This window comes from Streptomyces sp. DT224 (assembly GCF_049844595.1).
Lineage (GTDB): Bacteria > Actinomycetota > Actinomycetes > Streptomycetales > Streptomycetaceae > Streptomyces.
This window is the reverse complement of the sequence record NZ_JBNCLI010000001.1, coordinates 711,410-730,890: the sequence shown is the minus strand read 5'-3', so window position 1 is coordinate 730,890 and position 19,481 is coordinate 711,410. Positions and strand designations below refer to the sequence as shown.

The 19,481-nt window shown below is 71.6% G+C and carries 23 protein-coding genes and 1 pseudogene; 1 reads left to right on the top strand and 23 read right to left on the bottom strand.

Going from position 1 to position 19,481, the window contains the following annotated elements; translation table 11 throughout:
• Positions 1 to 6 precede the first annotated feature (6 nt).
• The 5 genes from ACLQ2N_RS03480 to rpsB all read right to left on the bottom strand — a co-directional run bounded on the left by ACLQ2N_RS03480 (position 7) and on the right by rpsB (position 4,591).
• On the bottom strand, positions 7 to 1,101 hold the full coding sequence (locus ACLQ2N_RS03480) for a phosphatidate cytidylyltransferase (RefSeq protein WP_425808821.1): 1,095 nt from the start codon (positions 1,099 to 1,101) through the stop codon (positions 7 to 9).
• The gene (gene frr, locus ACLQ2N_RS03475; protein WP_018102371.1) at positions 1,101 to 1,658 is read right to left on the bottom strand and encodes a ribosome recycling factor; all 558 of its coding nucleotides are present in this window, start codon (positions 1,656 to 1,658) and stop codon (positions 1,101 to 1,103) included. Before frr ends, ACLQ2N_RS03480 begins: the two co-directional genes overlap by 1 nt.
• Positions 1,659 to 1,815: 157 nt before the next feature.
• Positions 1,816 to 2,592, bottom strand: a complete 777-nt coding sequence (gene pyrH / locus ACLQ2N_RS03470; RefSeq protein WP_425808819.1) for a UMP kinase — start codon at positions 2,590 to 2,592, stop codon at positions 1,816 to 1,818.
• 156 nt (positions 2,593 to 2,748) lie between these two features.
• Entirely contained in the window at positions 2,749 to 3,585 is an 837-nt protein-coding gene (gene tsf, locus ACLQ2N_RS03465) for a translation elongation factor Ts (RefSeq protein ID WP_093705743.1), read from the bottom strand.
• 97 nt (positions 3,586 to 3,682) lie between these two features.
• Positions 3,683 to 4,591 carry a 30S ribosomal protein S2 gene (rpsB, locus tag ACLQ2N_RS03460; protein WP_425808817.1) on the bottom strand — a complete coding sequence of 303 codons (909 nt, stop codon included), beginning with the start codon at positions 4,589 to 4,591 and terminating at the stop codon, positions 3,683 to 3,685.
• Between the two features lie 277 nt (positions 4,592 to 4,868).
• Here rpsB and ACLQ2N_RS03455 point away from each other — a divergent pair.
• A pseudogene (locus tag ACLQ2N_RS03455) lies at positions 4,869 to 5,447 on the top strand (murein hydrolase activator EnvC family protein); the annotation flags it as partial.
• A gap of 68 nt (positions 5,448 to 5,515) precedes the next feature.
• On the opposite strand, the gene ACLQ2N_RS03450 reads toward ACLQ2N_RS03455, so the two are convergent.
• The 18 genes from ACLQ2N_RS03450 to ACLQ2N_RS03365 form a co-directional block, all read right to left on the bottom strand.
• A complete protein-coding gene (locus ACLQ2N_RS03450) occupies positions 5,516 to 6,088 on the bottom strand; it encodes a TetR/AcrR family transcriptional regulator (protein WP_425808989.1) in 573 nt (190 codons plus the stop codon).
• 103 nt (positions 6,089 to 6,191) lie between these two features.
• Positions 6,192 to 7,028 carry an RNA polymerase sigma factor WhiG gene (gene whiG / locus ACLQ2N_RS03445; RefSeq protein WP_026242485.1) on the bottom strand — a complete coding sequence of 279 codons (837 nt, stop codon included), beginning with the start codon at positions 7,026 to 7,028 and terminating at the stop codon, positions 6,192 to 6,194.
• 288 nt (positions 7,029 to 7,316) lie between these two features.
• Positions 7,317 to 8,525, bottom strand: a complete 1,209-nt coding sequence (gene dprA / locus ACLQ2N_RS03440; protein ID WP_425808815.1) for a DNA-processing protein DprA — start codon at positions 8,523 to 8,525, stop codon at positions 7,317 to 7,319.
• Positions 8,522 to 10,147 (bottom strand): YifB family Mg chelatase-like AAA ATPase, encoded by a 1,626-nt coding sequence (locus ACLQ2N_RS03435; RefSeq protein ID WP_425808813.1) that lies wholly within the window; start codon positions 10,145 to 10,147, stop codon positions 8,522 to 8,524. Before ACLQ2N_RS03435 ends, dprA begins: the two co-directional genes overlap by 4 nt.
• Positions 10,147 to 10,506, bottom strand: a complete 360-nt coding sequence (locus ACLQ2N_RS03430; RefSeq protein ID WP_425808811.1) for a YraN family protein — start codon at positions 10,504 to 10,506, stop codon at positions 10,147 to 10,149. Before ACLQ2N_RS03430 ends, ACLQ2N_RS03435 begins: the two co-directional genes overlap by 1 nt.
• An 84-nt stretch (positions 10,507 to 10,590) precedes the next feature.
• A complete protein-coding gene (locus ACLQ2N_RS03425; RefSeq protein ID WP_018102380.1) occupies positions 10,591 to 10,899 on the bottom strand; it encodes a DUF2469 domain-containing protein in 309 nt (102 codons plus the stop codon).
• Between the two features lie 63 nt (positions 10,900 to 10,962).
• A complete protein-coding gene (locus ACLQ2N_RS03420) occupies positions 10,963 to 11,451 on the bottom strand; it encodes an NUDIX hydrolase (protein ID WP_425808809.1) in 489 nt (162 codons plus the stop codon).
• Complete coding sequence (gene lepB / locus ACLQ2N_RS03415; RefSeq protein ID WP_425808807.1) at positions 11,441 to 12,190, bottom strand: signal peptidase I; 750 nt, start codon at positions 12,188 to 12,190, stop codon at positions 11,441 to 11,443. The genes ACLQ2N_RS03420 and lepB (ACLQ2N_RS03415) overlap by 11 nt, the downstream gene beginning before the upstream one ends.
• A gap of 49 nt (positions 12,191 to 12,239) precedes the next feature.
• Positions 12,240 to 13,166 carry a signal peptidase I gene (gene lepB, locus ACLQ2N_RS03410; protein WP_425808805.1) on the bottom strand — a complete coding sequence of 309 codons (927 nt, stop codon included), beginning with the start codon at positions 13,164 to 13,166 and terminating at the stop codon, positions 12,240 to 12,242.
• Complete coding sequence (gene lepB, locus ACLQ2N_RS03405) at positions 13,163 to 14,089, bottom strand: signal peptidase I (RefSeq protein ID WP_425808987.1); 927 nt, start codon at positions 14,087 to 14,089, stop codon at positions 13,163 to 13,165. Before lepB (ACLQ2N_RS03405) ends, lepB (ACLQ2N_RS03410) begins: the two co-directional genes overlap by 4 nt.
• Positions 13,971 to 15,032: a signal peptidase I gene (lepB, locus tag ACLQ2N_RS03400; protein ID WP_425808803.1), complete on the bottom strand. Its 1,062-nt coding sequence runs from the start codon at positions 15,030 to 15,032 to the stop codon at positions 13,971 to 13,973. Before lepB (ACLQ2N_RS03400) ends, lepB (ACLQ2N_RS03405) begins: the two co-directional genes overlap by 119 nt.
• Entirely contained in the window at positions 15,025 to 15,807 is a 783-nt protein-coding gene (lepB, locus tag ACLQ2N_RS03395) for a signal peptidase I (protein WP_425808801.1), read from the bottom strand. The genes lepB (ACLQ2N_RS03400) and lepB (ACLQ2N_RS03395) overlap by 8 nt, the downstream gene beginning before the upstream one ends.
• 45 nt (positions 15,808 to 15,852) lie before the next feature.
• Positions 15,853 to 16,203, bottom strand: a complete 351-nt coding sequence (gene rplS, locus ACLQ2N_RS03390) for a 50S ribosomal protein L19 (RefSeq protein ID WP_425808799.1) — start codon at positions 16,201 to 16,203, stop codon at positions 15,853 to 15,855.
• A gap of 128 nt (positions 16,204 to 16,331) precedes the next feature.
• The gene (gene trmD, locus ACLQ2N_RS03385) at positions 16,332 to 17,153 is read right to left on the bottom strand and encodes a tRNA (guanosine(37)-N1)-methyltransferase TrmD (protein WP_425808797.1); all 822 of its coding nucleotides are present in this window, start codon (positions 17,151 to 17,153) and stop codon (positions 16,332 to 16,334) included.
• Entirely contained in the window at positions 17,153 to 17,737 is a 585-nt protein-coding gene (gene rimM, locus ACLQ2N_RS03380; RefSeq protein ID WP_425808795.1) for a ribosome maturation factor RimM, read from the bottom strand. The genes trmD and rimM overlap by 1 nt, the downstream gene beginning before the upstream one ends.
• Positions 17,738 to 17,816: 79 nt before the next feature.
• Positions 17,817 to 18,056 (bottom strand): RNA-binding protein, encoded by a 240-nt coding sequence (locus tag ACLQ2N_RS03375; RefSeq protein WP_005311361.1) that lies wholly within the window; start codon positions 18,054 to 18,056, stop codon positions 17,817 to 17,819.
• A 2-nt stretch (positions 18,057 to 18,058) separates the two neighbouring features.
• Positions 18,059 to 18,493, bottom strand: a complete 435-nt coding sequence (rpsP, locus tag ACLQ2N_RS03370) for a 30S ribosomal protein S16 (RefSeq protein ID WP_164400952.1) — start codon at positions 18,491 to 18,493, stop codon at positions 18,059 to 18,061.
• A gap of 157 nt (positions 18,494 to 18,650) precedes the next feature.
• Positions 18,651 to 19,244 (bottom strand): hypothetical protein, encoded by a 594-nt coding sequence (locus ACLQ2N_RS03365; RefSeq protein WP_018521397.1) that lies wholly within the window; start codon positions 19,242 to 19,244, stop codon positions 18,651 to 18,653.
• Positions 19,245 to 19,481 lie beyond the last annotated feature (237 nt).

The following is a 19,481-nucleotide window of genomic DNA, read 5'->3' as shown; positions in this document are numbered from 1 at the left end:
CCGGTCTCAGCCGGAGCCGACGAACAGCACCAGCAGCAGCCAGACCACCGGGGCGGTCGGCAGCAGCGAGTCCAGCCGGTCCATGATCCCGCCGTGGCCGGGCAGCAGCGTGCCCATGTCCTTGATCCCGAGGTCCCGCTTGATCATGGACTCGCCCAGGTCGCCCAGGGTGGCGCTGGCCGCGACCGCGAGGCCCAGCAGCAGCCCCTGCCACCAGGAACCGTCGTCGATCAGGAACTGCATGCACAGCGCACCGGCCACCATGGCGAAGGCGACCGCCCCGAACAGGCCCTCGCGGGTCTTGCCGGGGCTGATGCGCGGAGCCAGCTTGTGCTTGCCGAACCGCCAGCCGACCGCGTACGCCCCCGTGTCGCTGACCACGGTCAGCAGCAGGAAGGTCAGCACCCGCTGCGGGCCGTCGTCGGCGGTCAGGAGCAGAGCGACGAAGGTGGCCAGGAAAGGCACGTAGAACGCGGCGAAGATGCCCGCCGTGACGTCCCTGAGGTAGTCCTCGGGCGGCTGGGTCATCCGCCACACGAGCACCGCCAGGGCGGTCAGGGCCATGGCGATCCAGGCGCCCTCGGCCCCGCGCGCGTACCCGGCGACGACCATGGCGGCTCCGCCGACCGCGAGCGGTACGAGGGGCGCCTTGATGCCCTTGCGCTCCTCCAGGCGGGAGGTGAGCTCCCAGAGCCCGACCACGACGGCGAGCACGATCACGCCGACGAAGACCGCCTTGACGACGAAGAGCGAGACGACGACCAGGGCGCCGAGGCCCAGGCCGACCCCTATGGCGGCTCCCAGGTCCCGGCCCGCGCGCTTCTTCTGCGGAGGCGGGGGCGGGGGCGGCGCGGTCGGCATGGGCTCCTGCGGCTTCTCGTCGCGGAACAGGGGGCCGCCGCTCAGGCGTCCGGCCCCCTGGTCCCGGTGATCACGGTCTTCAGCGTCTCTACCTGCGTCGGGAACGTCCGGCACGATGGGCATGGGCCGAGTCTGCTGGGCGTCGTGCACATCGTAGGCAGGACCCGCCGCAGCACCCTGCATCTCCGGAGCGACCCGGTGGCCGGCGCCCTGCGGAGCGCCCCAGGAAGAGTCGTTCATCAGACTTCGAGCAGCTCGGCTTCCTTGTGCTTCAGCAGCTCGTCCACCTGCGCGACGTACTTCGCGGTGGTGTCGTCGAGCTCCTTCTCGGCGCGGCGCACCTCGTCCTCGCCGGACTCCTTGTCCTTGACCAGCTTGTCGAGCGCTTCCTTGGCCTTGCGGCGGACGGCGCGGATCGAGATCTTGGAGTCCTCGGCCTTGGTCTTCGCGACCTTGATGTAGTCGCGGCGGCGCTCCTCGGTCAGCTCGGGGAAGTTGACCCGGATGATGTTGCCGTCGTTGCTCGGGTTGACACCGAGGTCCGAGTCGCGGATGGCCTGCTCGATGTTGCGCAGCGCGGTCTTGTCGAACGGCGTCACGACGGCCATACGGGGCTCGGGCACCGAGAACGAGGCCAGCTGGTTGATCGGGGTCGGCGCACCGTAGTAGTCGGCGACGATCTTGTTGAACATCGCCGGGTGCGCACGGCCGGTACGGATCGCGGCGAAGTCCTCTTTCGCGACGACGACGGCCTTCTCCATCTTCTCCTCGGCCTCGAGGAGGGTTTCTTCGATCACCACGTGCTCCTGCGTGTTGTGAACGGGCCCGGCGGGCCCGGCGGGTCCTGCGTCGCGTCCTCACCTGCACGGTGTCGGACCGGCAGGCCGTTGTCCATCTTCCGGGGCGGTCCCACGCCCCTGTTCCACCGGGCCTCACCGGTGGACGCGCCCATGGTCAGGCGCGGGTGTCCTGGTCGCTCACGAGCGTGCCGATCTTCTCACCCTTGACGGCGCGGGCGATATTGCCCGCGGTGGTGAGCTCGAAGACGAGGATCGGCAGCTGGTTGTCGCGGCAGAGCGTGATGGCGGTGGCGTCGGCGACCTTGAGGTCGCGGGCGAGCACCTCGCTGTACTCCAGCGCGTCGAACTTGACCGCGGCGGGGTTGGTCTTCGGGTCGGAGTCGTAGACCCCGTCCACGCCGTTCTTCCCCATGAGCAGCGCCTCGGCGTCGATCTCCAGGGCGCGCTGGGCGGCGGTGGTGTCGGTGGAGAAGTAGGGCATGCCCATGCCCGCACCGAAGATCACGACGCGGCCCTTCTCCAGGTGCCGCACGGCGCGCAGCGGGATGTACGGCTCCGCGACCTGGCCCATGGTGATGGCGGTCTGGACGCGGGAGTCGATGCCCTCCTTCTCCAGGAAGTCCTGGAGGGCGAGGCAGTTCATCACGGTGCCGAGCATGCCCATGTAGTCGGAGCGCGCCCGGTCCATGCCCCGCTGCTGGAGCTCGGCGCCGCGGAAGAAGTTGCCGCCGCCGATGACGACCGCGATCTCCGCGCCGTCCCGGACGACCGCCGCGATCTCCCGGGCGATGGCGTGCACGACGTCGGGGTCGACACCGAGGCCCCCGCCGCCGGCGAACGCCTCTCCGGACAGCTTCAGCATGAAGCGTCCGGGCACCTTGCCGTCCTCGCGCTTGTGGTCGTCTTTGGCGGCGTCCGCGCCCTTGTTCATGGGGATTCTCCTCGTGCACATACGAAGAAGGCCATTGCCGGTGGGTCTGGTGTCCCTTGCGGCAATGGCCTCCTCGTCAGATCTGCGGTCGTACGGCGGTGTGCGGCCGTCGACTGCACCAGACCCTACCGGGTCCGCCGTTTTTCGCGGACGGACTCAGATGCCGACCTTGATGCGCGTGAAGCGCTTCAGGGTGACACCGGCCTCGTCCAGAACCTTCTGGACCGACTTCTTGTTGTCCAGCGCGTACGGCTGGCCGAGGAGGGTGGCCTCCTTGAAGAAGCCGTTGACGCGACCCTCGACGATCTTCGGGAGGGCGGCCTCGGGCTTGCCCTCGGCGCGCGTGGTCTCCTCGGCGACGCGGCGCTCGGCCTCGACGACCTCGGCCGGGACGTCCTCGCGGGAGAGGTACTTCGGCGCGAAGGCGGCGATGTGCTGGGCGAGGCCCTTGGCCAGGTCGGCGTCGGCCTTGTCCAGCTCGACCATCACACCGATCTGCGGGGGCAGGTCGGGCATGGTGCGGTGCATGTAGACCGAGACGAAGGCACCCTGGAACTGCGCGAAGCGGTCCAGGACGATCTTCTCGCCGAGGTTGGCGTTTGCCTCGTCCACGTACGCCTGGACGGTCTTGCCGGGCTCGATCTCGGAGGCGAGCAGCGCCTCCAGGTCGGCCGGGGAGGTCGCGGCGACGTGCGCGGCGAGGGCATTGGCGACGGCCTGGAACTTGTCGCCCTTGGCGACGAAGTCGGTCTCGCACTTCAGCTCGACCAGGACGCCCGAGGTGCTGTCCTCGGAGACGAGCGAGACGACCGCGCCGTTCTCGGCGGAACGGCCCTCGCGCTTGGCGACGCCCTTCTGGCCCTTGATACGGAGCGCCTCGACGGCGCCGTCGACGTTGCCGTCGGCCTCGTCGAGCGCCTTCTTGCAGTCCATCATGCCGGCGCCGGTGAGCTCGCGGAGCTTCTTGACGTCAGCGGCGGTGTAGTTCGCCATGAGTCTGTGTTCTCTCTCGAAGTCTGAAAGATCTACGGGTGGACGGCGGGGGCGGTGCCGGTGCACCGGCCCCCGCCGTCTTCAGCCGTGACGGGTGTCAGGCCTGCTCGGCGTCCGCGGCCGGGGCCTCGGCCTGCTCGGCGTCGGCGGCGATGGCGGCCGGCTCCGCGTCGGCGGCGGCGTCCTTCTCGGTCTCGACGGAGGACTGGACCTCGGCGTCGGCCTTCTTGTCGCCCTCGAGCAGGTCGCGCTCCCACTCGGCGAGGGGCTCGCCGGCGGCCTTCTCGCCCGGCTTCGAGTCGCCGGTGGCGGCGCCGGAGCGGGCGATGAGGCCCTCGGCGACGGCGTCGGCGATGACGCGGGTGAGCAGGGTGACGGAGCGGATCGCGTCGTCGTTGCCCGGAATCTTGTAGTCGACCTCGTCGGGGTCGCAGTTGGTGTCGAGGATCGCGACGACCGGGATGTGGAGCTTGCGCGCCTCACCGACGGCGATGTGCTCCTTCTTGGTGTCGACGACCCAGACGGCGCTCGGCACCTTCTGCATCTCGCGGATACCACCGAGGGTCTTCTCCAGCTTGGCCTTCTCGCGGGAGAGGACCAGGAGCTCCTTCTTGGTGAGGCCGGAGGCGGCCACGTCCTCGAAGTCGATGAGCTCCAGCTCCTTCAGGCGCTGGAGGCGCTTGTAGACGGTGGAGAAGTTGGTGAGCATGCCACCGAGCCAGCGCTGGTTGACGTACGGCATGCCGACGCGCGTCGCCTGCTCGGCGATGGCCTCCTGGGCCTGCTTCTTCGTGCCCACGAACATGATGGAGCCGCCGTGCGCGACGGTCTCCTTGACGAACTCGTAGGCGCGGTCGATGTACGACAGCGACTGGAGCAGGTCGATGATGTAGATGCCGTTGCGCTCGGTGAAGATGAAGCGCTTCATCTTCGGGTTCCAGCGACGGGTCTGGTGACCGAAGTGGACGCCGCTTTCCAGCAGCTCCCGCATCGTGACGACGGCCATGGCCGTACTCCTTGGTTTTCTCGGTTGCCGCGGCAGCAGGATTGCTGTCGCGCCTGACGCCCCGGCGCGCCGTGCCGCAAGGGACCGAGGGGCGCGGCCACCTCCGCTGAACGGGTGGTGGCGGGGCGTGCGAAGTCGACCCGGTGACCCGGGTCGCCAGAAGAAGTGTACGGGACCGTCCGGGCCCCGGGTGACGGCGCTGTCCACAACCGGCCGGTAGTCCACAGATCCGGCTCATGATCCCCACCGTCGGCGGGGGACGGGGGACGGTGGTGCCATGCGAATCACAAGTGAACGGGTGCGGTGGTGGGCGCCCTGGGCCGTGGTGCTCGCCGCACTGGTGGCGTGGGGCGGGTGCCCGGGCACCGCCGTCGCGGCCGGCCCGGGCGAGCGCGTCTGGCCGCTGGCGGGGCGGCCTTCGGTGGTACGGGGCTGGGAGCCGCCCGCCGGTCCGTACGGGCCGGGCCACCGGGGCGTGGACCTGGCCGCCGCTCGGGGCATGGAAGTGCGGGCCGTCGCCGCGGGCCGGGTCTCGTTCGCCGGGGCGGTCGCCGGGCGCGGTGTGGTCGCCGTGGAGCTCGCGGGGACAGGGGACCCACCGCTGCGGACGACGTACGAGCCGGTGCGCCCGCTGGTCGCGGAGGGCGACGAGGTCGCGGCGGGGCAGGTGGTGGCCGTGCTGGGGGCGGGGCCCTCCCACTGTGCGGCGGGCTGCCTGCACTGGGGGCTGCGCCGGGCCGACGCGTACCTGGACCCGTTGTCGCTGCTGCCGCCGGCGCTCCTGCGGCGCGGTCCGTCGCGCCTGCTGCCGGTGTACGGCGTGCCGCTGCCGGGGACGCCGAAGGCTGCGGGGGCCCCGGTCGGGGGCGGGGGCACCGCGTCCGCCCTGCTGGTGGTGCTCGCCGTGCCGTGGTGGCGCCGGGGTCAGCCGGGGGCCCCGGCGCCCCGGACACCGTCGAGGATCATGGCCACGGCGGTGTCGGCGATGACGCCGGGCTCCTCCGCCACGGTCAGCTCGATGCGCCGGACGGCGGCGTCCACGGAGCCCTGCAGCAGCATGGCCGCGAGACGGGGCTCCGCGTGGCCGAGGTCGCCGAGCGCCTCCACGATCATGGCGATCAGGCCGCCGTGCGCGGCCCGGATCTTCTCGCGGGCGCCCGCGTCCAGTTCGCTGGCGGAGATCGCGACCACGGCCCGGTGGCGCCGGTCCCCGACGAGGTCGAGCTGGCGCCGTACGTACGCCTCGATCTTCTCCTCGGGCGTCCCCGCCCGCTCCATCGCGCCCTCGACCTCGGCCGCCCAGACGGGGAAGTCGACGGCGCAGAGCTCCTCCACGACGGCGGCGCGGGAGCGGAAGTACTCGTAGACGGAGGACCGGGCGAGGCCCGTCCGTTCGGCGAGGGCGGGGAAGGTCAGCGCTTCCGTGCCCCCTTCGGACAGGAGGGAGCGCGCTGCGTCCAGGAGGGCGCCGCGCTGCATGGTCCGGTGCTCGGCCACGGAGGCCGCTCGAATCCTGGGCACGGTTCCACTCTACGGCGACCGCTGCCCAGAGGTACGCGTGCGGGCCGAAGTGACCGGCCCGGGCGCCCGGCGGGCCGGCTCAGCGCCCGGCGTCCGCCAGCTTCGCGCGGAGCTGGAGCACCGACTTGGTGTGGATCTGGCTGACCCGGCTCTCGGTGACCCCGAGGACGTTGCCGATCTCGGCGAGGGTCAGGCCCTCGTAGTAGTAGAGCGTGACGACCGTCTTCTCGCGGTCCGGGAGGGTGTTGATCGCCCGGGCCAGCAGCCGTCGCAGCTCCCGGTCCTCCGCCACCTCCACCGGGTCGTCGGCGGCGGTGTCCTCCAGCGTGTCCATCAGGCTCAGCCGGTCGCCGCCCTCGCCGCCGACATGCAGCAGCTCCTCCAGTGCGACCACGTTGGCCAGGGACAACTGACTGAAGACGGCGTGCAGTTCGTCCAGCGTGACGTCCATCTCCGCCGCGACCTCCGCCTCGGACGGGGTGCGGCGCAGCTGCGCCTCCAGCGTCGCGTAGGCCCGTTCGACGGCGCGCGCCTTCTGCCGCACCGAGCGCGGGATCCAGTCCAGCGCCCGGAGTTCGTCGATCATCGCGCCCCGGATGCGGGTGATCGCGTACGTCTCGAACTTGATGGCCCGTTCGATGTCGAACTTCTCGATCGCGTCGATCAGCCCGAACACCCCGGACGAGACGAAGTCCGCCTGCTCGACGTTGGACGGCAGGCCCACGCTCACCCGCCCGGCGACGTACTTGACCAGGGGCGAGTAGTGCAGGATCAGCTGCTCCCGCAGCCGCCCGTCGCCGGTCGTCTTGTACGAGCGCCACAACTCGTCGAGCGAGGACGGGGCGGGAGGGCGCACAGTGCCACGCGCAGCCGGTGGTACTGCCGCGCGGTCAGACCCGGAGGTGTGCTGGGGCATGTGGTGCCTTGAGCCGTTCTGCCGTGAAGTACTGGGACTTGTCTCTGGGGCGGAATCCTTGTGAGCGTAGCGTGACTGAGTTGTCGCGGTGCGCGCAGGATAGAGGATGGCGACCGGGCGCTCCCGGGCCTGCGGACACGACGCGCGAACCGGTGGCGGACATGACAGCCCGTCGGGGTGCGGACACGTCGGGCGCCCGGGGCCGTCGCCGCAGGCACCGGCCCCGGAGCCACCGTCGAAACGTCCGCCGAGGTCATCGGCATCACCTTTTCACCCGAATGCGCCTGGTCAAGAACCGCCTCGCCGCGCGTCGTCCCGGCAAGTCGGCCTCCGCGTCAACCTCCATCCCCCGCCCTCGCGTTCGACGTATCCCAGTGAGTGCAGTTCGTACAACTTGCCGAGGGCCTCGTCGGCGCTGGTCCCGGCACCCCGCGCCACCTCCCGGACATCGACGGCGCCGCGCGCCGGAAGCGCGTCCAGCACCCGCCCGGCGACGGCGTCGAGCAGGTCCCGGGCCAGCACCGGGCCGCTCCTGGACGGCGCCAGGTCCCCGATGTCGCCCACCAGCTCGGCCACTTCGGCGGCGTCCGTCACCAGCACGCCCTCCCCGCGCAGGAGCTCGTGGACACCGGCCGACAGGCCGCTGGTCGCCGGACCCGGGACGCCCATGGTGAAGCGCCCCAGCCGCTGAGCGACCCGTGCCGTGGCCAGCGAACCGCTGCGGTACTCCGCCTCCACGACCACCGTCCCCCGTGTCAACGCGGCGATCACCCTGTTCCGCAGGACGAACCGGCTCCGCGTCGGGTGCTCGGAGGGTGGCAGCTCCCCGATGACGAGCCCCTGTCCGGCCACCCGTGCGATCAGCTCGGCGTGCCCCGGCGGATAGGCCACGTCCACCCCGCAGGCCAGCACCGCGATCGTCGCCCCGCCGGCCGCCAGCGCGCCCCGGTGCGCCGCGCCGTCCACCCCGAAGGCGGCGCCCGAGACCACCACCCAGCCGCGCTCCGCTAGCCCGGCGCCCAGCGTCGCCGCCATGTGCGCCCCGTACGGGGTACACGCGCGGGCGCCGACCAAGGCGACCGAGCGCAGCGCCCAGAGCCGCAGATCGGGCCCGCCCCGCACCCACAGCCCGGTCGGCCGCGCGTCGCCCAGGTCGTCCAGCTGCGTCGGCCACTCGCGGTCGCCGGGGCAGACAAAGCGCCCGCCGGCCGCCGCGACGGCGGCCAGGTCCCGCTCCGGGTCGGCCCGGGCGGCCCGGAGCCGGTAGCCCGCGAGCCGCCGCACCGTCATGCCGCGCAGCCGCTCGGCCTCGCCCGCCGGGTCCGTGATGCGCCGCCACAGTCCGACCGCGCCGCACTCCCTCAGCCACCGTCCGCCCCGCTCGTCGCCCGGCTCCAGTACCCGGGTCAACGCCGCCCGCGCCAGCCGCTCCGGCGCGTCCGTGCCCCCGGCCGCCCCCGCGCCGCACGCGAGCCCGGCTCCCCCGTGGCCCGTCATGGCGCGCCCGCCCCGAGCGGCACCCCGCGCGGGATGCCGCTGCGCAGCTCCAGGGCGGCCGCCACGTCCGACGCGTCGGGGCGGGCCGCGCCGCGCAGGTCCGCGACCGTCCACGCCACCCGGAGCACCCGGTCCAGGCCCCGGGCCGTGAGCAGCCCGCGCTCCATGTCCCGCTCGGCCGCCATCAGCGCGCCCGGGGCCGCGGCCAGCCGGGTCCGCAGCTCGTGGCCGGGCACCTCGCTGTTGGTCGTCCAGGGCGTGCCGGCCAGCCGCTCCGCCGCCCGGTCCCGGGCCTCCCGCACCCGGGCGGCGACGGTCGCGGTGGACTCGCCCCGGCCGCCCCGGCCCATCAGGTCCTCCCGCGTGACCGGGGCGACGGTCACTCTGAGGTCCACCCGGTCGAGCAGCGGCCCGGAGAGCCTGGCCTGATAGCGCCGCACCGCCGACGGCGGGCAGTCGCAGCCGGCGCCGCTGAGGGAGTGCCGCCCGCAGGGGCACGGGTTGGCGGCGAGCACCATCAGGAAGCGGGCCGGCAGCCGTACCACGCCCGCGCTGCGGGCCACCACGACGTGCCCGGACTCCAGGGGCTGGCGCAGCGCGTCCAGTGTCTTCACGGAGAACTCCGGCGCCTCGTCCAGGAAGAGGATTCCGCGATGGGCGAGCGAGACCGCTCCGGGCCTGGGCAGTCCGTTGCCCCCGCCGACCAGTGACTGCATGGTCGCCGAGTGGTGCGGCGCGCAGTACGGGGCCCGGGCGATCAGGGGCTCGCCCGGTGGCAGGATGCCGGCCACCGAGTGGACGGCGGTCACTTCGAGGGACTGCTGCCGGGTGAGCGGCGGCAGGATCGCGGGCATGCGCTCGGCCAGCATGGTCTTGCCGGCTCCCGGCGGGCCGGTCAGCAGCAGGTGGTGGCCGCCGGCCGCGGCGACCTCCAGGGCCTTGCGCGGCCGTTCCTGGCCCGCCACGTCCGCCAGGTCCGGCCGGGCGCCGTCCCCCGCCGCCGGGCCCCGGGCGAGGCCGGTGCCCAGTCCGGCGCCGGGCACCAACAGTCCGGCGAGCATCGGATCGGGGCGCCCCTCCTCGTGGGAGCGATGCTCGTCCGGCACCGGTTCGTCGCACAGCACCGCGATCAGCTGCCGCAGGCTGCGCACCCCGAGCACGGAGACGCCGGGCACGAGGGCCGCCTCGCCCGCGGTCTGTTCCGGGACGACCACCTGGCGGTAGCCGGCGTCGGCCGCCGCCAGGACCGCGGGCAGCACCCCCCGTACCGGGCGCACCCGGCCGTCGAGCCCCAGCTCCCCGATCATGACCACGTCGGCGATCGACTCCGGGTCGATCCGCTCCGCCGCGCCCAGGACCGCGCACGCCACGGCCAGATCGAAGCCCGAGCCGCCCTTGGGCACCGAGGCCGGCGACAGCCCCACGGTGAGCTTCTTCTGCGGCCACTCCGCCCCGGAGTTGACCACGGCCGCCCTGACCCGGTCCCGGCTCTCCACCAGGCTCTTGTCGGGCAGGCCCACCAGTGTGAACGCGGCCACACCGGCCTCCAGGTCCGCCTGGACCTCCACCACCACACCCTCGACGCCGACCAGGGCGACCGAGCAGGCACGTGCGAACCCCATCAGGCCACCCCCCGCGCGTGCTCGGCCAGGGGTGCGCCGCGCTCGGGCAGCACCACCCCGACCAGGTCGATGCGCACGCCGCCCGGCGGCGGGCCGCCGTGCCGCTCCAGCCAGAGCGCGGCCAGCCGGCGCAGCCGCTCGGCCTTGGCCGGGGTGACCGCGGCCATCGGATGCTCGTAGGCACCCGCTCTGCGGGTCTTCACCTCGCAGATGACGAGCGCGTCCCCGTCCATCGCGACGATGTCGATCTCACCGGCGCGACAGCGCCAGTTCCGTTCCAGTACGGACATGCCGGCGTCGGCCAGCAGCCGCGCCGCCAGGTCCTCGCCGTACCGCCCGAGAGCCCCCCGTGCGTTCATATCGGCACCACCTCCGGCACCGACTCTGACGCGTCCGCCCTATTTCAGTGGATCTTGGTGGACAAGCGGGCGATTGTGGATAACTCAGCCACTCGGAAGTTCGAGATCGCTCTTGTTGAGCTCTTCGATGTTGACGTCCTTGAACGTCAGTACCCGTACCTGCTTCACGAACCGGGCGGGCCGGTACATGTCCCAGACCCAGGCGTCCGCCATGGACACCTCGAAGAACACCTCACCCTGGACCGAGTGCACCTGCATCTCGTAGTCGTTGGTGAGGTAGAAGCGCCGTTCGGTCTCGATCACGAATTTGAACAGACCGACGACATCGCGGTACTCCCGGTAGAGCTTCAGCTCCATCTCGGTCTCGTACTTCTCGAGGTCCTCGGCGCTCATTGGCATGTTCCCCTTCAGCCGTGCGTTTCCCCATTGTGCGCCGGGCTCCGGCGCCCCGGCCGCTCAGCCGCTTCCGGGGGCCAGGTCCACCGGCGTACGCGGAGGGCCCTCGTCGAGCAGCCTCCGGAGCAGGTCGGCGAGCCCGGTGGGGTACACCGTCTCACGCGCCGCCGACAGTTCGGCGTAGGTCCACCACCTCAGCCCCGTGACACTGCGGCGTTCCAGCCACGTGTGGCCGCTGGTGTCCGTGGTGGTCTGTGCCGTACGGGCCAGGAAGTACCACTCGTTCTGGTTCCACAGCCGGCCGTCGAAGGTGAACGAGCATTGACGCCGCCAGATCACCGGGCCCAGTTCGGCGTCTGTGATCCCGGTCTCCTCGGCCAGCTCGCGCAGCGCGGCCCGCTCGTGGGTCTCGTCGCCCTCCAGGCCGCCGCCCGGGGTGAACCACCAGGTGCGGGCGGGGTCCTCCGGTTCGAAGCCGTGCATCAGCAGGATCCGGTCGTCCGGATCGAGGAGCACCAGACGGGCGACCCTGCGCACCTCAGCCGACATGCGCGGCCGCCCCGGGCCTCGCGCTCCGCTTCGGCCGGGCGGCCCGGGCCGCCAACGGGCCGTACGCCGCCCCGCCCAGGATGAGCACGATGCCCACCACCATGGCGGTCAGCTGCAGCCTCAGCGGCCCGGCCGACGAGACGCCGCCCGGCAGCGCGGCGAACGCCTCGGGCCTGTCGATCATGGAGCCCAGCGGCCAGGCGACGGCGTCGAGCCTGGCCTCCACGGCGTCCCGGGGCACCGAGCCGTGGGTGGCGTCCTCCAGGTGGACCCGGGAGTCCAGCGAGACCGTGCGGTCGTCGCCGAGCAGGAAGAGCTGTCCCTTGGGGACCTCGGCGGTGAAGTCCTGGGCCGAGGCGCGATCGGGCGACCGCAGATACGGTTCGTCCATGGGGATGCCGTTGACGGTGAGGCGGCCGTCCTCGCCGCAGCAGGCGATCTTGTCGCCGCCGACCCCGACGACCCGCTTCACCATGGGGGTGTTGCCCCACGCCGGGTCGTTGAACACCACGACGTCACCGCGTCGGACCTCGCTGCCGTCCACGCGCTGCGCGAGGACCTTGTCGCCCGCGTCGACCGTCGGCGTCATCGACCCGGTGGGCACCGTGTAGGGCCGGTAGACGAACGCGCCCCAGACGAAGCCGCCGAGGAAGAGCAGGCAGCCGAGGGCCACCGCGGCCCCGGACAGCCTGCTGCCGAGCCGGCCGCGGCCGTCGTCCGTACGACCTGTTGCACCCATACCGGCGTCCCCCATCGGAGATCGACAATCGCTGATCCGCGTGGGCACCCTACCCGGCAGTACGCCCGGCGGTCAGCCTCCGCCTGCGCCGGAGCACGAACGGGACAGCGCCCGCGAGCCCCAGGACGCCCGGTGCGGCGCCGGCCGCGGCGCTGATCCCGGGCTGGTCGAAGGTGTCCGGGACGGACAGCACGGACCAGCGGTTCACGGGCCACGCGACGACCACGGCCCGGCCCACGACCTGGCTCACCGGCACGAAGCCCTTGTTGACGTCGTCGGTGTGGTAGCGGGAGTCCGCCGAGTCCTGGCGGTGGTCGCCCATCACCCAGATCTTGCCGTCCGGCACCTTGAACGGCCCGAAGGGCATGTCGTCGCAGGCGCTGTTGCCGGGGAAGACGTAGGGCTCGGTGAGCGCCTTGCCGTTGACTTCGACCGGGCCGCCCTTCTTGCACTCCACGGTGTCACCGGCGACCGCGATCGTCCGCTTGATCAGGTCCTTCTCCTCGGCGGACGGCATCAGCCCGACGAAGCTCAGGAACTTCTGCGCGGCGTTGGGCGTCGGGGTCGGTTCGCCCTCGAGCCACTTGTCCGGGTCGTGGAAGACGACGACCTCGCCGCGCTCCGGCTCCGACCCGAACCACGGCGTCAGCTTGTCCACCAGGACCCGGTCACCCCGCTGCAACGTGTTCTGCATCGAGTCCGACGGAATCGAGAACGCCTGCACCAGAAACGTCTTGATGAACAGCGCCAGGACCAGCGCGATGCCGATGAGGAGCGGCAGCTCCTTCCAGAACGGGCGGTTGCCCTTCTTCTTGCCCGCGGTGCCGTCGGCGCCGTCGGTGCCGCTGTCCGCGCCGGACTCCGGCCCGGAGGCGGAAGGCTCGGCCTCGGAAGGCTCGGCGGCGGAAGGCGCGACGTCGGAAGGCTCCGCCGACCGCTCCTGTTCGGACCGTGCTCCGTCTGCCAGGTCGCTCACGCGTCGTTCCTCACTGTGCCGGCGATCGCGGTCCGGCGCCGCCTGCGCCAGAGCACGAGGGGCACCGCACCCGCGAGGCCGATCACTCCGGGGGCCGCCGCGGCGGCGGCGTTGATGCCGGGCTGGTCGAAGGTCTTCGGGACCGGGAGGGTCGCCCAGCGGCTGACCGGCCACGCGATCACGATGGCCCGGCCGACCACCTCGTCGTTGGAGACGGTGCCGCCGCCCGGCAGGTTCTGGTGGTAGCGGGAGTCCAGGGAGTTCTGCCGGTGGTCGCCCATGACCCAGATCCGGCCCTTGGGCACCTTGACCGGCCCGAACGGCTCGTCGTCGCAGGCGCTGTTGCCCTCGAAGATGAAGGACTTGTCGTCCAGCGCCTTGCCGTTGACCTGGACCGGGCCGCCCTTCTTGCACTCCACGGTGTCACCGCCGACCGCGATGACCCGCTTGATCAGGTCCTTCTCCTCGGCCGAGGGCATGAGACCGATGAAGCTGAGGAACTTCTGCACCGCGTTCGGTTCGGGGGCCTGGCTGTCCTCCAGCCATCCGCCCGGGTCGTGGAAGACGACGACCTCGCCGCGCTCCGGCTCCGACCCGAACCACGGCGTCAGCTTGTCCACCAGGACCCGGTCCCCCCGCTGCAACGTGTTCTGCATCGAGTCCGACGGAATCGAGAACGCCTGCACCAGAAACGTCTTGATCAGCAGCGCCAGGACCAGCGCGACACCGATGAGGAGCGGCAGCTCCTTCCAGAACGGGCGGGGATTCTTCTTCCGGGCCGTGCTGCCCCCGGACGTGCCGCCGTCACCTTCCGTACCGCTCACCGTTGTCCCGTCCTCCGCCGCACCGGCGGACTCGGAATGCGCCGAACGGCCCGGCCGGTCCTCGGGTTCGTCGTGTCCGGATCGTGCGCCGACCGCCAAATCCCCCACATCCACTCCTTACTCCGTGCCACCGCCCGCGTCCTAGCCGACGCAGGCCCACCACTCCCATAACGAGCGGGAGTTCCGCAGGGGTCGGGAGCCGGATCGATCCGCCTGGATCACTGGACACACTATTCGACGGCCCAGAGGCGCCCCCCGTACCGCCGCGCGCGTCCGGGACCGAGGCGAACGCCGAGCGCTCCTCGAGTCCGGCCCAGTGCCCGAAGGGCCAGACGATCCATTTCGCCCGTCCCACGACCGCGTCCTCGGAAATCGTGCCGTTCGCCGTCTTGTCCAGGTGGAAGCGCGAATCGGCGGAGTTGGAGCGGTGGTCCCCCATGACGAAGAGGCGGCCCTCAGGAACCTTTACCTCGAATTTGATGGTGGAGGGTGAATCCCCTGGATAGACGTACGGTTCCTCGACCGCCACGCCGTTGACGAGGAGCCTCCCGTCCGACGCGCAGCACTTCACCGTGTCACCGCCGACGGCCACGACCCGTTTGATCAGGTCCTGCTCGTCGTCCGACGGCAGCAGCCCGACGAAGGTGAGCACCTGCTTCACCTGCTTGACGACGACGGGGGACTCACCGGAGCTCTCCGGGTTCGGCGGCGGCCAGTCCGGCGGGTTGCGGAACACGACGACGTCACCGCGCTGCGGCTTCGAGCCGAACCAGGGCGTCAGCTTGTCCACGAGCACCCGGTCGCCGATCCGGATGGTCTGCTCCATCGACCCGGACGGGATCACGAACGCCTGCACGAGGAAGGTCTTGAGGACGAGCGCGATCAGCAGCGCGACCGTGATGAGCAGCGGAATCTCCCGGACGGCCGATCCGCGCCGCTTGCGCTTCACCTTGCGGGCGAGCTTGCGCCGCTCGGCCCGGGTGGGCAGGGAGCGCGGCCCCTGGTCCGCAGCCGGGGCGCCGTGGCGCCCGTGGCTACCCATGGGACGGGCCGGGCGCCGGTACGGAGTCGAAGGCGGCGGTCCCCGGCAGCGAGCCCATCCGGCTGAGCGGCCAGCCGAACCAGTCGACCCGCCCGATCACCCGCTCCACCGGCACCATGCCGCCGCCCGGCTCCCCCAGGTGGTCGCGGGAGTCCCGGGAACGGCCGCGGTGGTCGCCCATCATCCAGAGGGTGCCGTCCGGCACCACGATGTCGAAGGGCACCTTGGAGGGCACGTCCCCGGGGAAGAGGTAGTCCTCGTCCAGCGGCCGGCCGTTCACCTGGATCCGGCCCCGAACGTCGCAGCAGACCACCCGGTCGCCCCCCACGCCCACCACCCGCTTCACGAAGTCGGTCTCGGCGGGCTCGGCGAGCCCGAGGGACGCTGCGGCCCCGTGCAGCAGCGCGGTGACGGGGTTCTGCTCCGCCCCCTCGCGTACGAACGAGCCGGTGCCGTCGAAGACCACCACGTCACCGCGGCGCGGGACGGCACCGAAGCGGTACGCGAGTTTGTTGACGAGCACCCGGTCGCCCACCCGGAGCGTCCGCTCCATGGAACCGCTGGGAATCAGGAAGGGCTGCACCACGAAGGTGCTGAAGAGGAGCACGAAGGCCGCGCAGACGGCGCCGAGCCCGAGCGTCCCCCGCCAGGACAGCCGCCACGGCATGAGTCCGGCGAGCCGGCCGCGGACACGCGAAGAGCGCGACCCCTCCCCCGGACCCGGATCGGGTGCGGAGGAGGGATCGCGCTCCTGGAGTTCTGCTTGCGTGTCCATCGGGGCCAGAGCTTAACCGGACACCCTGTGGACGAGGCAGTCAGATCAGCGGTCGCGCTTCTCCTTGATCTTCGCGGCCTTGCCGCGCAGCTCACGGAGGAAGTACAGCTTGGCGCGGCGGACGTCACCACGGGTCACGAGCTCGATCTTCTCGAAGATCGGGCTGTGCACCGGGAAGGTGCGCTCGACGCCGACGCTGAAGGAGACCTTGCGGACCGTGAAGGTCTCGCTGACGCCCGCGCCCTGGCGGCGGATGACGACGCCCTTGAACTGCTGGACACGGGAGCGGTTGCCCTCGATCACGCGGACGTGAACGTTGACCGTGTCACCCGGGCGGAAGGCCGGGATGTCGGACCGCAGCGACGCGGCAGTGACGTCGTCGAGCAGGGAAGCCATGTTGTCTGCTTTCTTCGCCGATGCCACAGGTCATCGACGGGAGAGTGATGAGTGCTAGGGGCCGATCGCGTCGGACGGGCGTCGTGTCCCCCTGTGGCAGGGGCGCACGCCGGACGGACAGCAGCGGCCTATTCTTCCACGGCCTCGGGCCTGCGCCAAAATCGGCCACCCGGCTCCGGGGACCAGCCGAGGATGGAGAGCATCTCCCGGTCCTTCTTGTCGAAGGCGGACGCCTCGCACCGCTCGATCAGATCGGGCCGGTTGGCGGCCGTACGCCGCAGCGCCTCGTCCCGCCGCCAGCGGGCGATCCGTCCGTGGTGGCCGCTGAGCAGCACATCGGGAATACCCCGGCCGCGCCACTCGGGCGGCTTGGTGTAGACCGGGCCCTCCAGCAGATTGGCCATCGCGCCGGGGGCGAAGGAGTCGTCCTGGTGGGAGGCCGCGTTACCGAGGACGCCGGGCAGCAGCCGGGCCACCGCCTCGGTGATCACCAGCACCGCGGCTTCCCCGCCCGCCAGCACGTAATCGCCGATGGACACCTCGACCACCCGCATCCGGGTGCCGTACTCCTCGGTCACGCGCCGGTCGATGCCCTCGTAGCGGGCCGGGGTGAAGACCAGCCAGGGCCGCTCGGAGAGCTCGACGGCGAGTTCCTGGGTGAACGGCCGGCCGCTCGGCGTGGGCACCACGAGGACCGGGGAGTGCGCGCCGGCCTCGTATCCGTCCGCCAGGGCCTCGTCCAGGGCCTCGCCCCACGGCTCGGTCTTCATGACCATGCCGGGGCCACCGCCGTACGGGGTGTCGTCCACGGTGTTGTGCCGGTCGTACGTCCAGTCGCGGAGGTCGTGCACATGGACGTCGAGGCGGCCGGCCGCACGGGCCTTGCCGACCAGGGAGACGTTCAGCGGTTCCAGGTACTCGGGGAAGATCGTGACGACGTCGAGCCGCATCAGGCGTCCCCGGCCTTCGGCGCGGAGCCCTCGGTCCCGGTCTCCTCCTCGCGCGCGGAGGCGACGACCGCCTCGCTCGCGTCGATCAGGCCGGGCGGCGGGGTGATCACCGCGCGCTGCTCCTCCAGGTCGATCTCGGCGACGATCTCCTCCACGAACGGGATCATCACCTCGCTGCCGTCCGGCCGCTCCACGATGAAGAGGTCCTGCGAGGGCAGGTGCGTGATCTCGGTGATCCGCCCGATCGCGGTGCCGTCGGCGAGGACCACGTCCAGGTCCATCAGCTGGTGGTCGTAGAACTCCTCGGGGTCCTCGGGGAGCTCCGCCGGGTCGACGTCGGCGATCAGCAGGGTGTTGCGCAGCGCCTCGGCGCCCGTACGGTCCTTGACGCCCTCGAAGCGCAGCAGCAGCCTGCCGCTGTGCACCCGGCCGGTCTCGATCGTCAGCGGGCCCGCCGTGGCGGGGTCGGTGGCCAGGACGGCGCCTGGCGCGAGCCGCAGCTCCGGCTCGTCCGTGCGCACCTCGACGGTGACCTCGCCCTTGATGCCGTGGGCGCGACCGATCCGCGCGACTACCAACTGCACCTTGTGTCTCTCCTGTCGTACGACGACGGGCCGGGGCGGGCGCTCGGCCCTCCCCGGCCCGTGCCGGTGTTCAACTCTGTCAGCGAACCTGGTCCACATCGACGAGGTCGACACGGATGCCACGGCCGCCGATGGCGCCCACGACGGTACGCAGCGCGCGGGCGGTGCGGCCGTTGCGGCCGATCACCTTGCCGAGGTCATCGGGGTGGACCCGGACCTCCAGCACGCGGCCGCGGCGCAGGTTGCGCGAGGCGACCTGCACATCGTCGGGGTTGTCGACGATGCCTTTCACGAGGTGCTCGAGAGCCTCCTCGAGCATGCTCAGGCCTCGGTCGACTCGGCGGAGGCGGCAGCAGCCTCGTCCGCCTTCTTGTCGGCCTTCTTCGCCTTCGGCGTGATGGCCTCGCCCTTCGACTCCTCACCGTCGCCGGCGAGAGCCTCGAACAGGGCGCGCTTGTCGGCCTTGGGCTCCGGCTGCAGCAGCGGCGCGGGGGCCGGGAGGCCCTTGTGTGCCTGCCAGTCGCCGGTGAGCTTCAGGATCGCGAGAACCGGCTCGGTCGGCTGGGCGCCGACGGACAGCCAGTACTGCGCACGCTCCGAGTTGACCTCGATGCGCGACGGGTTCTGCACCGGGTGGTACAGGCCGATCTCCTCGATGGCCCGGCCGTCACGGCGGGTACGGGAGTCGGCGACGACGATGCGGTAGTGAGGCGAACGGATCTTGCCCAGACGCTTCAGCTTGATCTTGACTGCCACGGAAGTGGTGTCTCCTGGTCTATGACGTGGTTGGGCACAACGAAGATGCCACGTGGGGTTGCGGTACTCGGGTGCCCGACGGACGCGTCAGCCGGAGGAGAGAGGGGTCCTGTGCGACTGTCGAGTACAGCTAGCCATTGTGCCACACCCCATCGGCTCACCCCACCGCGACCGCGGTCTCCGGGATCCTGAACGGCTTCCCGCAGCCGCCGCAGACGATCGGCGCCTGGGCGAGGACCGAGGGGACCACGCGCACGTTGCGGCCGCAGTCGCAGACGGCCTTGACCCGCACGCCCCCTCCGGAGGAGCCGTGCCGGGCGGCCGGGCCGCGGAAGGAGCGCTTGGTGTCGGCGGCGGTGGCCACGGTGTGCGCCTTGAGGGCGCGCTGAAGCCGTTCCGTCGTCGGCCGGTAGCGGCGCTTGGCCTCGGGGTTGAGCGTGACCAGCGAGAAGCCGCTGCTGGGATGGGGCTCCTCGGCATGGTCGAGGCCCAGCTCCTCGGCGATCGCCAGGAATCGTCGGTTGTGATAACGGCCGGCGCGCGAGGTGTCGCGGACACCTCGGGCGGCGGCGATGCCGTGGACTGCCTCGTGGAGCAGTCGCTCGAAGGAGAGTTCGGCGCCACAGGCGGACGAGGACTCTCCGATCAGGGACTCGGGTGCGGCGAGATCGGGCAGCTCGGGGTGGTACCGCTGAATGTCGGCCCACGCCTGCGCCAGCTCTGCGGCAAGTACAGGTGGTGTCGTGCTCACGTCGTGACCAACGAGCGCGGGGCCCTCGGTGTTCCGATTCCGGGCCATCCCAAATAATTTGCACGTACCAGTCGGTTGACCTTCATGCGTCGCGACGAGGGCGGGTGCGCTGATCTGCGGAGAAGCCGCACAGCTCGCACCAAGCCGGTACGTAGCGGCGCGTACGCCTGCGCGCGTAGACGCGGTACGCGCCCCCTCCGAGCGCGGACGCAGGGCCCGAGGGTAGCCGCACCGCCC

Coding starts and splice junctions, on each gene's coding strand:
- rpsB (WP_425808817.1), bottom strand. CDS start 4,591: ATGGCCGTCGTCACGATGCGGGAGCTGCTGGAAAGCGGCGTCCACTTC.
- ACLQ2N_RS03435 (WP_425808813.1), bottom strand. CDS start 10,147: ATGGGGTTCGCACGTGCCTGCTCGGTCGCCCTGGTCGGCGTCGAGGGT.
- lepB (WP_425808807.1), bottom strand. CDS start 12,190: ATGGGTGCAACAGGTCGTACGGACGACGGCCGCGGCCGGCTCGGCAGC.
- whiG (WP_026242485.1), bottom strand. CDS start 7,028: ATGCCCCAGCACACCTCCGGGTCTGACCGCGCGGCAGTACCACCGGCT.
- pyrH (WP_425808819.1), bottom strand. CDS start 2,592: ATGAACAAGGGCGCGGACGCCGCCAAAGACGACCACAAGCGCGAGGAC.
- tsf (WP_093705743.1), bottom strand. CDS start 3,585: ATGGCGAACTACACCGCCGCTGACGTCAAGAAGCTCCGCGAGCTCACC.
- ACLQ2N_RS03425 (WP_018102380.1), bottom strand. CDS start 10,899: ATGAGCGCCGAGGACCTCGAGAAGTACGAGACCGAGATGGAGCTGAAG.
- rplS (WP_425808799.1), bottom strand. CDS start 16,203: ATGGCTTCCCTGCTCGACGACGTCACTGCCGCGTCGCTGCGGTCCGAC.
- ACLQ2N_RS03430 (WP_425808811.1), bottom strand. CDS start 10,506: ATGAACGCACGGGGGGCTCTCGGGCGGTACGGCGAGGACCTGGCGGCG.
- ACLQ2N_RS03480 (WP_425808821.1), bottom strand. CDS start 1,101: ATGAACGACTCTTCCTGGGGCGCTCCGCAGGGCGCCGGCCACCGGGTC.
- dprA (WP_425808815.1), bottom strand. CDS start 8,525: ATGACGGGCCACGGGGGAGCCGGGCTCGCGTGCGGCGCGGGGGCGGCC.
- ACLQ2N_RS03420 (WP_425808809.1), bottom strand. CDS start 11,451: ATGTCGGCTGAGGTGCGCAGGGTCGCCCGTCTGGTGCTCCTCGATCCG.
- lepB (WP_425808803.1), bottom strand. CDS start 15,032: ATGGGTAGCCACGGGCGCCACGGCGCCCCGGCTGCGGACCAGGGGCCG.
- trmD (WP_425808797.1), bottom strand. CDS start 17,153: ATGCGGCTCGACGTCGTCACGATCTTCCCCGAGTACCTGGAACCGCTG.
- ACLQ2N_RS03375 (WP_005311361.1), bottom strand. CDS start 18,056: ATGCTCGAGGAGGCTCTCGAGCACCTCGTGAAAGGCATCGTCGACAAC.
- lepB (WP_425808801.1), bottom strand. CDS start 15,807: ATGGACACGCAAGCAGAACTCCAGGAGCGCGATCCCTCCTCCGCACCC.